This is a genomic window from Leifsonia sp. NCR5, assembly GCF_002105485.1.
GTDB lineage: Bacteria > Actinomycetota > Actinomycetes > Actinomycetales > Microbacteriaceae > Leifsonia.
The window spans coordinates 24,663-37,855 of record NZ_NCSR01000017.1 but is presented as its reverse complement, the minus strand read 5'-3'; the positions used below and the strand labels follow the sequence as shown (position 1 = coordinate 37,855).

General features: G+C 70.9%; 10 protein-coding genes and 1 tRNA gene. 5 read left to right on the top strand and 6 right to left on the bottom strand.

Going from position 1 to position 13,193, the window contains the following annotated elements; genetic code table 11:
- The first annotated feature begins 32 nt into the window (after positions 1 to 32).
- The 5 genes from B7438_RS14365 (at position 33) to B7438_RS14345 (ending at position 7,821) form a co-directional block, all read left to right on the top strand.
- Positions 33 to 1,712, top strand: a complete 1,680-nt coding sequence (locus B7438_RS14365; RefSeq protein WP_085370296.1) for an HAD family acid phosphatase — start codon at positions 33 to 35, stop codon at positions 1,710 to 1,712.
- Positions 1,713 to 1,767: 55 nt separating this feature from the next.
- Positions 1,768 to 2,274 carry a hypothetical protein gene (locus tag B7438_RS14360; protein ID WP_085370295.1) on the top strand — a complete coding sequence of 169 codons (507 nt, stop codon included), beginning with the start codon at positions 1,768 to 1,770 and terminating at the stop codon, positions 2,272 to 2,274.
- A 22-nt stretch (positions 2,275 to 2,296) separates the two neighbouring features.
- On the top strand, positions 2,297 to 2,494 hold the full coding sequence (locus tag B7438_RS14355; protein WP_085370292.1) for a hypothetical protein: 198 nt from the start codon (positions 2,297 to 2,299) through the stop codon (positions 2,492 to 2,494).
- 17 nt (positions 2,495 to 2,511) lie between these two features.
- Positions 2,512 to 3,438, top strand: a complete 927-nt coding sequence (locus B7438_RS14350) for a Ppx/GppA phosphatase family protein (protein WP_085370291.1) — start codon at positions 2,512 to 2,514, stop codon at positions 3,436 to 3,438.
- A 180-nt stretch (positions 3,439 to 3,618) separates the two neighbouring features.
- Positions 3,619 to 7,821: an SdrD B-like domain-containing protein gene (locus tag B7438_RS14345; RefSeq protein WP_085370290.1), complete on the top strand. Its 4,203-nt coding sequence runs from the start codon at positions 3,619 to 3,621 to the stop codon at positions 7,819 to 7,821.
- A gap of 88 nt (positions 7,822 to 7,909) precedes the next feature.
- Here B7438_RS14345 and B7438_RS14340 read toward each other — a convergent pair.
- The 6 genes from B7438_RS14340 to B7438_RS14315 all read right to left on the bottom strand — a co-directional run bounded on the left by B7438_RS14340 (position 7,910) and on the right by B7438_RS14315 (position 13,162).
- Positions 7,910 to 7,981 (bottom strand) — tRNA-Gln (locus B7438_RS14340).
- A 57-nt stretch (positions 7,982 to 8,038) separates the two neighbouring features.
- On the bottom strand, positions 8,039 to 8,989 hold the full coding sequence (locus tag B7438_RS14335; protein WP_085370288.1) for an NAD(P)/FAD-dependent oxidoreductase: 951 nt from the start codon (positions 8,987 to 8,989) through the stop codon (positions 8,039 to 8,041).
- Positions 8,990 to 8,996: 7 nt separating this feature from the next.
- On the bottom strand, positions 8,997 to 10,514 hold the full coding sequence (gene gltX, locus B7438_RS14330; protein ID WP_085370287.1) for a glutamate--tRNA ligase: 1,518 nt from the start codon (positions 10,512 to 10,514) through the stop codon (positions 8,997 to 8,999).
- Between the two features lie 12 nt (positions 10,515 to 10,526).
- A complete protein-coding gene (locus tag B7438_RS14325) occupies positions 10,527 to 11,294 on the bottom strand; it encodes a fumarylacetoacetate hydrolase family protein (protein ID WP_085370284.1) in 768 nt (255 codons plus the stop codon).
- A gap of 24 nt (positions 11,295 to 11,318) precedes the next feature.
- Entirely contained in the window at positions 11,319 to 12,215 is an 897-nt protein-coding gene (locus B7438_RS14320) for a ketopantoate reductase family protein (protein WP_085370283.1), read from the bottom strand.
- On the bottom strand, positions 12,212 to 13,162 hold the full coding sequence (locus B7438_RS14315) for a LysR family transcriptional regulator (protein ID WP_085370281.1): 951 nt from the start codon (positions 13,160 to 13,162) through the stop codon (positions 12,212 to 12,214). The genes B7438_RS14320 and B7438_RS14315 overlap by 4 nt, the downstream gene beginning before the upstream one ends.
- Positions 13,163 to 13,193: the final 31 nt, after the last annotated feature.

Here is a 13,193-nt window from a genome sequence, read left to right as displayed (position 1 = left end):
GGGTGGACCCCCTCGATCGATTGGTGTCTGCAATGTTGCTCAGGTCCACCGAGAGAACCGCACATCCGCGCCGTACCCGCCTCGCCGCCGGGGCCGCGGGCGTGCTGGCCATCGTCGTCGGCTTCGGCGTGGTCGACGTGTCCGCCGCGTCCGCCTGGGACCCGGGACCGGGGCACGGAGCCGGCCACGGGCAGCAGCTCGCGCCGCGCACCTCCTTCACGATGGCGCCGGACGGCACGAGCGGCGCGACGCAGGGAGGGGAGGGCATCCCGAACATCGACTCGGTCAAGAAGACCATCGCCACCTACTACGGCGACCCCGGCACCGGCATAGCGAACAAGACGGCGTCGCCGTACATCAGCGAGATGTCGACGATCGTGGCCGGCGAGACGGCGAAGCTGCAGGCCGAGTACGCGGCGGCGAAGGCCAGGGGCGAGAAGCCCGCGATCGTCTTCGACGCCGACGACACCACGCTGTGGACGTACGACATGGAGGTGGCGGACATGCACTTCACCTTCAACCCGGCCGAACAGGACGTCTGGGTGCAGGACCAGCGCTTCCCCGCCACCCCGGCGATGGTCGCCTTCGTGAACAAAGCCGCGGCCATCGGCTTCAGCGTGTTCGGCCTCACCGGCCGCAACGACGACCAGAAGGCCGCCACCCTCGGCAACCTGTCCAAGGTCGGATACACGCCGTTCACCGCGGAGAACTTCTACACCAAGTGGACCGGCGTCGGCGCCTCCCAGCAGCCGTCGTACATCACCTGCGCCACGGCGAAGTGCACGACGGTCGAGTACAAGGCGCTCACCAGGAAGCACATCCAGGACCTCGGATACACGATCGACCTCAACGTCGGCGATCAGTGGTCCGACCTGCAGGGCGGATACGCCACGCGCGCACTGAAGCTGCCGAACCCCACGTACTACCTGCCCTCCCCCGACCTCCCCGGCGTGAACGAGCCGGCCCTGTCGCCGCGCACGCACTTCACGATGGCGCCCGACGGCACGAGCGGCGCGACTCAGGGCGGGGAGGGCATCCCGAACATCGACTCGGTGAAGTCCACGATCGCCACCTACTACGGCGACCCGGGCACGGGCATCGCGAACAAGACGGACTCCCCGTACATCCGCGAGATGCGCAGCCTGGTGCTCCGGCAGCTGCCGGTGCTCGCCGCGACCTGCTTCGTGGAGAAGAAGCTGCACAGGAACCCCGCCATCATCCTCGACGCCGACGACACCACCCTGTGGACGTACGACATGGAGGTGGCGGACATGCACTTCACCTTCAACCCGGCCGAACAGGACGTCTGGGTGCAGGACCAGCGCTTCCCCGCCACCCCGTCGATGACCACGCTCGCCGCGGTCGCCCAGAAGTCCGGATGCACGCTGATCGGCCTCACCGGACGCAACGACGACCAGAAGGCCGCCACCCTCGGCAACCTCGCCAAGGTCGGATACACCGGCTTCACCCCGCAGAACTACTACACCAAGTGGACGGGCGTCGGCGCCTCCCAACAGCCGTCGTACATCACCTGCGCCACGGCCAAGTGCACGACGATCGAGTACAAGTCGCAGACCAGGGCCCACGTCGAGTCTGCCGCCGGCGGCAAGTACGACATCGTCGCCAACTACGGCGACCAGTTCAGCGACCTGATCGGCGGCTCGGCCGACCGCGCGGTGAAGCTGCCGAACCCGACGTACTACCTGCCGTAGATCGCCCCTGCCGGGCTCGGCGTCCAGTACGCTGACTCCGGCAAGGGAGGTGCGGATGCGGAAGCCGCTCAGGATCACGACGGTGCGGGGCAAGTGGGCCTACGCGGTCGTCGGGTGGTGCGTCGTCGGGCTCGGGGTGCGGGCGATCATCGCGACCACCGGCAACTCGCTGGCGTGGGTGGTCTTCTCCACCGTCGCCGACCTCGCGCTCTATCTGGTCGGCGCGCGGATCTTCCGCGGAGCGGACGAGCTGCGCGATCCTCCCCGGCCCTGGTGGCGGATGACCGCGAGGGCGAAACTGAGCCGCCGCCTGGGGATCCTGTTCGGCTTCCTCACCGTCATGACCTCGCTCAGCCTGTTCGTCGGGAACAGCCGCCACCCGCTAACGGAGACCGCCACGGCGAGCGCTGTTGCCGGGGCGATCGAGTTCCTCGTCCTCACTGTGCTGTACGTCACCTCCGGACGCCGCCTCAAGCGACTCGAGACCCAGCAGCCCACACCGGAGAAGGTCGATCCAGCCCTCTCCGCCCCCTTCGACGACGGGTGGCCCCGCGCGCGGTGACCGCACCGGTATCCTCGTGAGCATGGTCGAGCGCACGAACGGTTCCCCCTGGTTCTTGATCGGCGGCATCCTCCTCGTCGCCGTCGGTCTCGGCGCGCCGCTGATCTTCGACGCCGCGACCGGCCAGACCCAGTGGATCGTGCGCGGGATCGGCGTACTCGTGGCGATCGGCGGCGGCGTGCTGATCGGGTTCTGGGTGCGTCACAGGCAGGGGCGCTGAGCCAGTACTGTCTGACTATGCGCCTCGGAGTTCTCGACGTCGGTTCGAACACCATCCACCTTCTCGTCGTCGATGCTCACCCCGGCGCCCGCCCCATCCCGGCCGCCACCCACAAGTCCGTGCTGCGGCTGATGCGCTACATCACCGCGGACGGCGCGATCAGCGACGAGGGCTGCCAGGCCATCCTGGACGCCATCGCGTCTGCGATGCGCGTGGCGGAGCAGGAGGGCATCGAGGAACTGCTGCCGTTCGCCACGTCCGCCATCCGCGAGGCCAGCAACGGCCCTGAGCTGCTCGCGCGCATCACTGCGGAGACCGGCGTCGACCTGCAGGTGCTGTCCGGCGAGGATGAGGCGAAGCTGACCTTCCTCGCCGTGCGCCGCTGGTCGGGCTGGTCGGCCGGCGACCTGCTGCTGTTCGACATCGGCGGCGGTTCGCTGGAGATCGCCTCCGGCCGCGACGAGTACCCGGACATCGCGGTGTCCGTCCCGCTCGGCGCCGGCCGCAGCACCATCGGGTTCCTCCACGACGACCCGCCCACCGCATCCCAGGTCGACGCGCTCCGGATGCACGCCCGCTCGGTCCTCCAGGATGCGGTGTCGCGGTTCGGCTCCCGCGCATCCGGCAGCCATGTGGTCGGCACCTCCAAGACCATCCGGTCCCTGGCCCGCCTCGCCGGGTCGACGGCGCCCGGCCCCGGCGGAACGGAGCGCAGCCTGCTGAAGCGGTCGGAGCTGTCCGACTGGGTGCCGCGCCTCGCGCAACTGCCGGCCGATGCCCGCACGGCGCTGCCCGGGATCACCGCGGACCGCACGTTCCAGATCGTCGCAGGCGGCGTCGTCCTCCGCGAGACGATGCGCGCCTTCGGCGTGGATGAGCTCGAAGTGTGCCCGTGGGCGCTCCGCGAGGGCATCATCCTGCGCTACCTCGACCACCTGGGCTGACCCGGCTGGGCCCTCGTGGCCGATTGTGGACAGGATGCGTCCCACACGGGATAGTCGCGGCCTTTTCCCGCCGCCTAACCTTGCGAGCAATATCCGTGGACATCGGCCCCAACCCGACGTGGGCCGTAGCCGCATCTTCCGCACGGGATCCCCGTGCACACCCGGGAAAGCTCCATCGTCATGCCCTCCGTACCTCCTCGCCATCGCGCCAGCGCCGGCACGCCTATCCACCACCGCCACCGCCGCCACGCGCGCCTCCCCCGCCTCGCGGCCCGCGCGCTGACCGCCACCGCCACCGCTGCGCTGCTCGTCGTCGCCGGCTGGGCGCCCGCCGCCCTCGCCGCGACGGCAGCCCCGGATGCTGTGGTGAACATCGCGACCGACCGCACCACCGTGGGGTGGCACGACACCTCGACGTTCACGTTCACCGTGGAGAACTCCGTCGCCGTGCCGCTCACCGACGGCGACGTCACGCTGATCGTTCCGACGTTCGACGGCACAGACGCCTCCGGGAAGCCGGTCGACTGGTGGACGGCGGGCATCCACTGCACGGCCACCGGCGGCGCCGTCTGCCCGACCGGGCGGTGGACCTTCGCCACAGCCACCGGGGCCGTCAGCGCCACCGGGATCGCGGTGCCCCAGGGCGGGAAGCTGACCTTCACCGCCACCGCACAGCACATCGCGACCAGCACGCAGTCGGCGCGCGCGTCCATCGAGGTCTCCTCGCCGCTCGGCGACCTCGCCCCGCGCACGAACACCGCCGACCTCACCTACCAGTACACGCTCGCGGGCTTCGCGCACGGCGTCGCCGTCACCCTCGACGACCACGACCCGGCCGGCCTGGTCGCGGACGTGACCATCACCAACACTGGCTCGCAAACCTTCGACCTGCTCACCGCGCAGTGGTCCTCCGGCATCCCGGTCGCGGCGGCTGCCCCCGCGAGCCCGGGCGATCCGGCGTTCTCGGGCGTCAGCTGCGACCAGGCGGCGTCCACCGGCGACTGCTCGGCCGTGACCGGGGTCGGCGGTGGCCCGATCGCCGCCACGACAGCGGGAGGCGGCGCGCAGGTGTCCGGTCTCCAGCCCGGTCGCAGCATCGTCCTGCGCGTCACGTACACGCGGGGAACCCCCGGCTGCGGCAGTGCGCCGGTGACCTGGCCGTTCGACGTCGACACGCTCGCGGGTGTCCCGGCGGAGACCGACGGCTCTGTCGCGGACAACACCGCCCACGCCGAGACGACGTGGACGCCGCCCGCCTGCCGGAACTTCGACCTGCGGACCGACGCGGCGGACGCCGTCCCCGCGGCCGGAGCGTGGGCGCCGGGCGGACCGTTCGCGTACACGGCCACGTACTCCAACGCCGGGCCGGACGGCATCACCGAAGCGTACCTGCAGGCCGAGGCGCCCGCCCGGCTCTCCGGCGCGGCCTCCACCTTCGACCTGGCCGCGATCACCTGCACCGCGACCGGCGGGGCCAGCTGTCCAGCATCCTGGGCGGTCGACGGAACCGGCGCGACGCCGGAGAGCGAACGCATCCGGAGTGGCTCTGTCAGCGTCCCCGCCGGCGGCACTCTGACCGTCACCTATCACGGCACGTATCAGAACATCGACGACGCGATGCTGTGCCGCCCGGCGACGGTGGCGTTCCGCACCCTCGTCTGGACGGACGCGGGAACCGACGCCCATTCGACCGGGGACGACGACGTGTTCGGCACGTTTCAGGGAAACAACGGCCGCGTCGTGCGCTCCGACGCACTGCAGGGTCGGGACTGCGCGTCTCGTCCATACGACCTGGGCGTGGTGAAGACCGGGCCGTTCCTCGATGCCGCAGCCACGACCCCCGCCGGGGCGTTGCGTCCCGGGCAGCTGGTCTACTTCCTGCTCGACGTGACCAACAACTCGGTCGACAGCACCGACCTCACCGAGTACACCATCGACGACCAGGCCAGCATCGGCTTCAACCCGATGTACCAGCCGGCAACGGGGACGAGCGGGACAGGCATCGTCGCCGACAAGATCACCTGCCAGTCTGTCGCCAACGGCGCCGCCTGCCCGACCGCTCCCCCGGAGACGGACGGGAACCCGGACTTCTGGTTCGACCCGGCCACCAGGATGACCGACACCGAGCTGCTGCACTACGACATCTCGACACCGGCAGGCGACCCCGCCGCGATGCCGGTCGGCGGCGAGATCCGCCTCACGGTGCCGTACCGCGCCCCGCTGATCAAGCCAGAGTTCGCGCAGTGCAGCCCGCAGAGCGCGGCCATCGCCGGCAATAACTTCGTCAGCGTCCCGACCGGGATCGCCCCCGACCTCGTCGACCGGGACCCGTACGGCAACAACTCGGACTTCGTCGAGTTCTCGGTCGACCATCCCACCTGCACCACCTCGCTGAGCGTGGTGAAGACCGCGAACTCTCCGTACTTCGACACCGACGGGGACGCGACCTTCACGATCACGGCGACCAACACGTCCACCTCGGGACTCGAGGTTCCTCGCCTGCGGGACGCGTTCACGAGCGCGGCCGGGCTGTCCCTGGCGGAGGTCGACCTCGCTCACACGACGGTGACCTGCGTGGCAGGCGCGGGAGCGTCCTGCCCGGACTACACCGTGCACCCCGGGTCCCGTCAGGGCGTCGACGGGGCGACCTCTCCGGTCGGGCAGGACGCCGACCCGTCGTTCGCCGCACTCTTCGACGCATCCTGGTCCACGCCTGGCGACGGTGCAGCCACCATGTCCGCGGGATCGTCGGTGACCTTCACGGTGACCATGGCCCTCCCGCGCACTCCGTCCGGCGACCTCACCAACCGGGCGATGTTCGGAGCATCCGACGACGACCCTCTGAAGTGGCCGACCGTGATCGACAGGGCGACCGTCGGTCCCCGCCCTGGCAGCGCCGGCCTGTCGGTGACCAAGACGGTCGACCCGACGGTCGCGTACGCAGGCGAGACCATCGTGTACACGTCGGTTTTCACGAACTACTCCGACCAGAGCCGCACGGCCTCCCTCGCCGACCCGCTGGATGCGACCCTGCGCGCCGACAACCCGACGGGGTTCGGCGCGGTGACCTGCTCCCCGTCGCCGCGCGCGACGGACGGCGTCGTCGGCGCGACCTGTCCGGCACCGCTCACCTCGGCCGCCGACGGGATCACCGCTGGACCGTTCACGATGCCCGCGCACTCGTCGTTCACGATCACGTACACCGCGACGGCGCCGCTCGGCGGGTATTCGAGCGCCCCGAACAGCGTCCGGTTGTTCCAGTCGCCGGATGCGGTCAGCGACGGCGACGCCCAGGCGCAGGCCAACGCGGCGTTCCTCAGCCGGGCATCCCTCGCGGGGACCGTCTTCGTCGACACGGACTACGACGACGCGCTCAGCGCGCCGGACTCCGGACTGCCCGGCGTCCTCATCACGCTCACCGGCACCGACGAGCGCGGCGCCGCCGTCACCCTGTACGCGTGCACCAACGCCTCCGGGTACTACGCGTTCGCCGCAGGTGAGACGGTGTACGCCGACCGGCCGGACTGCGCGCATCCTGCGACGGCCCCCGTTGCCGGTTTCGTCGGCCTCATCCCGGGAACGTACGCGGTCACCCAGACCCAGCCGGACGGGTTCACCTCCACCACCCCGTCGTCGTTCGTCGGGAGCCACGGTGGCACGTCGGGCACGGACACCGTGACCGGTGTGACCCTGACTGCAGGAGACGCGGCGATCCACTACGACTTCGGCGAGCAGCAGTTCGGCTCGATCGGAGACACGGTCTGGCTGGATGCGAACGCGAACGGCCTCCAGGATGCGGGCGAGCCCGGCGTCGACGGCTTCGCGGTCACCCTGAGCGGCACCGATGTCACGGGCGCGCCGGTCTCGGCGACCACGAGCACGGACGCCCTCGGCCACTACGTCTTCGACCACCTGCGACCGGGCAGCTACACGGTCACGTTCTCCCCCGCCAGCCTGGGCGCCGGGCAGGCGTTCACGACGGAGGGAGCGGGCGGGGACCCCGCGCTCGACTCCGACGGCGACCCAGCTACGGGCGTCACTGGGACCATCGCGCTGGGGGCGGGCGAGCACCGCAGCGATATCGACCAGGGCGTGGTGGGGCCGGCGATCGCGGCGCCGCCGGCACCGCCAGGTCCGCCCGCGCCGCCAGGACCGCCCACGCCGCCGGTGCCGCCCCTGGCGCCCCCTGTGTCGCCGGTGACGCCGCTGCCGCCCGTGGGTACGCCCGACGCGCCCTCAGCGCCCTCCGGCGCCTCCGCTAGCCGCCTCGCAACCACCGGCGCGGACATCAGCGGTGGCCTGACGTCCCTCGCCCTCGCGGCGGTGCTAGCCGGCGCGGTCCTGCTCGCGACGCGCAGGAGGCGCAGGCCCGGCCGGGGGTGAGCGCCGCGGCGCTCCGCGCCGGGCCTCGCCGCGCCGAACCTCACCGCACCAACAAGAAAACCCCCGGGCGACCGGGGGTTTTTCACTGCTGGGGTACCTGGACTCGAACCAAGAACAACGGTACCAGAAACCGCCGTGTTGCCAATTACACCATACCCCACTGTCCCGAACCGAAGCCCGGGCACGAGAGTCAACTTTATCCTACGCCGACCCTCAATTACAAAACGGCGATCCCGGGCGCGCCGTCGATCGCGAGTCCGATGAGGTCGCGGTTGATCGCCGAGGCCGCGACCGCTCCGGAGCCCGCGGCCACGATGAGCTGCTGGGGGCCGGGAGGCGTCGTCTCGCCGACCGCGTACACCCCGGGCACCGAGGTGCGGCCGTGGGCGTCCGTGAGCAGGTAGCCGTCGCTGTCCGCGTCCAGGTCGAGACCGGCCGCGTACGCGAGCGACGGCGTCCAGACCGGGCGCACGAAGCCGCCCGCGCGGTCGATGACCGTGCCGTCCGCCAGGCGCACGCCCGTCATCGTCCCTCGCTCCCCCACCACGTCGTCGATCGCGCGGCGCTCGACGCGCACGCCGAGCCGGGAGAGCACCCGCTCGTCGTCGTCGCCGACCGTGCCGACGCCGTTGGTGAAGACGATCAGGTCGTCGGTCCACTGGGTGAGCAGCATCGCGCGCTCCGCGAGGTCGTCCGTCTCGCCGATCAGGGCGAGCGGCGCATCCGCCTTCTCGTAGCCGTCGCACTCCACGCAACTGTGCAGCTGGGTGCCGTAGTACGCGCGGATGCTCGGCACGGCGGGCAGCGTCTCCTGCAGTCCCGTCGCGATCACCACCGTCTGCGCGAGCACGTCGATGTCCGCTGCTCCCCTGACGCCTTTCGCGCGCACCCGGAAGCCGTCGCCCTCCACCTCGATGCTCTGGGCGAGGGCGAACGTCACCTCCCCGCCGTCGTACGCCTCGACCTCTTCGCGGCCGAGGCGGCGCAGTTCGAGCGGGGCGATGCCGTCGCGGGTCAGGTAGCCGCGGGCGACGAGGGTGGCCGCGTGCCTGGGCCGGTTGCTGTCGACGACGAGCACGTCGCGGCGCGCCCGCACCAGGTTGAGCGCGGTGGACAGCCCGGCGGGGCCGCCGCCGACGACGACGACCTCGTGTGACTCCCGTGGCACGGCGCGCCTATCCGAGCGCGGCGGACAGCTTGTCGAGGCGCGCGATGCTCTCGGCCTTGCCGAGGATCTCCATCGACTCGAACAGCGGCGGCGAGATGCGGCGGCCGGACACGGCGACGCGGAGCGGGCCGAACGCGACACGCGGCTTCAGCCCGAGTGCCTCGATCAGCGCATCCCGGAGGGCGGACTCGATGTTCGTGTGGTTCCACTCGTCGAGCGGCACCAGTTCGAGCGCGCCGATGGAGGCGGCGAGCACCTCTCCGGCGTTGGCGGGCAGCGAGGCGCGCGCGTCGTCCTGGATCTCGAGCGACGCAGCGTCGGTGAACAGGAAGCCGAGCATCGCCGGCGTCTCGCCGAGCAGCTGCACGCGCTCCTGCACCAGCGGGGCCGCCTCGGCCAGGATGGCGCGCTGGGCGTCGGTCAGCGGCTCCGTGAGGATGCCGTCCGCCACCAGGTACGGGATGGTCCGCTCGGCGAAGTCCCCGACCTCCAGCAACCGGATGTGGTCGCCGTTGATCGACTCCGCCTTCTTCTGGTCGAAGCGCGCAGGGTTGGGGTTGACGTTCACCACGTCGAACGCCGCGACCATCTCGTCGATCGAGAACACGTCGCGGTCGTGCGTGAGAGACCAGCCGAGCAGCGCCAGGTAGTTGACCAGCCCCTCCGGGATGAACCCGCGGTCGCGGTGGTGGAACAGGTTGGACTCCGGGTCGCGCTTGGAGAGCTTCTTGTTCCCCTCGCCCATCACGTACGGCAGGTGGCCGAAGCGCGGCACGAACGTGGTGATGCCCGCGTCGATCAGCGCGTGGTACAGCGCGATCTGGCGCGGCGTCGACGAGAGCAGGTCCTCGCCGCGGAGCACGTGGGTGACCCCCATCAGCGCGTCGTCCACCGGGTTCACGAACGGGTAGAGCGGGTGCCCGTTGGGACGCACGACGACGAAGTCGCTGAACGATCCGGCCGGGAAGGTGATCTCGCCGCGCACCAGGTCGTCGAAGCTGAGGTCGTCGTCCGGCACGCGCAGGCGCAGAGCCGGCTGGCGGCCCTCTGCACGGTACGCGGCCTTCTGCTCGTCGCTGAGGTCGCGCTCGAAGTTGTCGTAGCCGAGCTTGGGGTCGCGGCCGAGCGAGACGTTGCGCGCCTCGATCTCCTCGCCGGTGGCGAAGCTCTCGTAGATGTGACCGGACGCCTTCAGCTTCTCGATCACGTCGCGGTAGATGTCGTAGCGCTCCGACTGGCGGTATGGACCGTCGGGTCCCCCGACGTTCACGCCCTCGTCCCAGTCGAGCTTCAGCCAGGTGAGCGCCTCGATGATCTGGCCGTAGCTCTCCTCGCTGTCGCGAGCCGCATCCGTGTCTTCGATGCGGAAGATGAGCTTGCCGCCGGTGTGCCGCGCATACGCCCAGTTGAACAGGGCGGTGCGGATCAGGCCGACGTGCGGCGTGCCGGTCGGCGACGGGCAGAACCGGACGCGGACGTCGGAGCCGGTTGCGGTGGAGAACGGGTGCGAAGTGGAGTCAGACATACTCCCTCAATCCTACTTGGCGGCCCGCACCGGATTCACGAGCGAGCCGACGCCTTCGATCTCCACCTCGACCGTGTCTCCCGCGACGATCGGGCCGATGCCGGCCGGCGTCCCGGTGAGGATCACATCCCCGGGCAGCAGCGTGAAGACGCTCGACGCGTACTCGACGATGGACGGGATGTCGTGCACCATATCCGCGATCGTGGCATCCTGCTTGAGCTCGCCGTTGACCCGCGTGCGCAGGTAGGCGTCCGGCTTCAGCTCGGTCTCGATCACCGGGCCGAGCGGGCAGAACGTGTCGAAGCCCTTGGCGCGCGTCCATTGGCCGTCGGTCTTCTGCAGGTCGCGGGCGGTGACGTCGTTGGCGACCGTGTATCCGAAGATGTACTCGTGCGCGTCCTTCGCGGAGACGTTGCGGGCGATCTTTCCGATCACCACGGCGAGCTCCCCCTCGAAGTCGACCTGCTTCGACTGGGGAGGCAGCACGATGGCGTCGCCCAGCCCGATGACGGCGGTGTTCGGCTTGAGGAACAGAAGCGGCTCCTCCGGCGCGTCGCCGCCCATCTCCGCGGCGTGGTCGCGGTAGTTCTTGCCGACGGCGACGACCTTCGAGCGCGGGATGACCGGCGCGAGCAGCGCGCCGACCTTGCTGAGCGGCACCCGCTCCCCCGTGGTGTCGAATCCGGCGAACATCGGGTCTCCGGCGAGGACGACGAGGGCGTCCTCGTCGACGATGCCGTAGTCGATGGATCCCTCATGGCTGAAGCGCGCGATTTTCACGCTCCCGAGCCTACTGCCCCGCCATCAGGCAACGCTCAGCGCACTCACGATCCGCTCGACCGCCGGGGTCGGGATCCCGTTGGCCTCCCCGATCCTCAGCAGGGCGCCACCGAGGGCGTCCAGTTCGTTCGGCGCACCGGCTGCGAGGTCCTCCTGCAGCGAGGTGCGCATCCCGCCCGGCACCCCGGACAGCGTCTCGACGAGCTGCAGCGTCGTCGCGGGGACCCCGGACGCGTTCGAGCACGCCACCACCTCGGAGAGCAGCGCCTCCGTCAGCTCGGGGTCCTCGCTGAGGGCAGCGGCAACCGGCTGCCGCCAGTACGAGGTGAGCAGCGCGATCGACGCGAGCATCCGGAACTTGCCCCAGAGCACCTCTCCCTCCGTCCCGCGCACGCGCACGGCCGGGCCGGCCGCGGTCAGCGCCGCGACCGACGCGAACCCGGCAGCGGGCTCCGGCACCTCGATCCGCACCCACGGGCTCCGCAGGTCGATCACCGACGGGGATGCGCGGAGCGCGGACACCGCGATGCTTGCGCCGGCAACGGGCACGCCGGGCAGCGCATCCCGCAGCTGCCCCATGTGCTCGACGCCGTTGAGCAGCGACATCACCTCGGCGGGCCGCGCCGCGGCGATACCGGGCAGCACGTCGTCGAGCCCGTACGTCTTGGTCGCGACGATGACGCTCGCTCCCTCCGGCACGTCGACGCTGGCGGGCACCCGCTCGACGCCTGTGCCGAACTTCTCCGCGGCGGCCCCTCCCGTGTCGCGCAGCTCGATGCCGTTCGCCGCGACGGCGGAGACGGTCGCCGGCCGCCCGACCGCGACCACGTCTTCCCCTGCGCGGTGCAGCAGCCAGGCGACGAGTCCGCCGACCGCCCCCGGTCCGACGACGGCGATCACGGGACGCTGCTCGGTGCTCATGACACTGATGCTAGCGACCAGGCGGCCCCGTCGAGCTCGAGCAGTGCGGAGGCCGTGCTCGCGATGGCGGGCACCGCGTCGGCGCCGACGGCCCCGACCAGGTTCACCGTGCGGTGGTCGTGGTTGACGGTGGGCCGGATGACCACCCCGTCGTTGTGCCCGGCGGAGCCGATGGCGAGCGACGGGATCAGCGCGACGCCCACGCCCTCGGCGACCATGCTCACCACCGCGACGAAGTTGTCCGTCTCGTAGGCGATACGCGGCACGAAGTCGCGCGCGTCGGTCAGTTCGAGCAGGTGGCCGCGGCAGCGCGGGCAGCCGGCGATCCATGACTCCGTCGCCAGGTCGGCCAGGTCGACCGCCTCCGCGTCGGCGAGCCGGTGCCCTGCGGGGAGCACGAGCAGCATCTCGTCGCGCCAGACCGGGATGACCGCGAGTCCGCGCGCGCTCTCCCGGTGCGGGTCGACCCGGTCCCCCGGATAGCTGAACGTGATCGCGAGATCTGCTGTCTGCGCGCGAACGGCAGCGACGGCCTCGGGCGGCTCCGCCTCCGTGTACGTGATCCTCACCCCGGGATGCGCCGCCCCCATCGTGCGCAGCAGCCGCGGCACGATGGTCGACGACGCGGACGGGAACGCCGCGAGCCGCACCCGCCCCGACCGGAGGCCCTGCAGGTCGGCGAGCTCCCCGGCCGCGGCATCCAGTGCCGTCGTGACGGTCGTGGCGTGACGGGCGAGCACCCTGCCGGCCTCGGTCAGCCGCACACCGCGTCCCGCCCGGGCGACCACGGGCATCCCGAGCCGGGCTTCGAGCCGTTTGAGGTGCTGGCTGATGGCGGGCTGACTGTAGCCGAGCGCATCGGCGGCGCGGGTGATCGAGCCGTGGTCGGCGATGGCGCGCACGACGCGCAGGCTGTGGGAGTCGAGATCGTCGAGGGACACACGCACACATAACCACAGGTGATGGATGCGATTCAAC

Excerpts from the sequence above, each read along its gene's own strand:
- B7438_RS14360 (WP_085370295.1), top strand. The coding sequence starts at position 1,768 with ATGCGGAAGCCGCTCAGGATCACGACGGTGCGGGGCAAGTGGGCCTAC.
- B7438_RS14365 (WP_085370296.1), top strand. The coding sequence starts at position 33 with ATGTTGCTCAGGTCCACCGAGAGAACCGCACATCCGCGCCGTACCCGC.
- B7438_RS14350 (WP_085370291.1), top strand. The coding sequence starts at position 2,512 with ATGCGCCTCGGAGTTCTCGACGTCGGTTCGAACACCATCCACCTTCTC.
- gltX (WP_085370287.1), bottom strand. The coding sequence starts at position 10,514 with ATGTCTGACTCCACTTCGCACCCGTTCTCCACCGCAACCGGCTCCGAC.
- B7438_RS14320 (WP_085370283.1), bottom strand. The coding sequence starts at position 12,215 with ATGAGCACCGAGCAGCGTCCCGTGATCGCCGTCGTCGGACCGGGGGCG.
- B7438_RS14355 (WP_085370292.1), top strand. The coding sequence starts at position 2,297 with ATGGTCGAGCGCACGAACGGTTCCCCCTGGTTCTTGATCGGCGGCATC.
- B7438_RS14345 (WP_085370290.1), top strand. The coding sequence starts at position 3,619 with ATGCCCTCCGTACCTCCTCGCCATCGCGCCAGCGCCGGCACGCCTATC.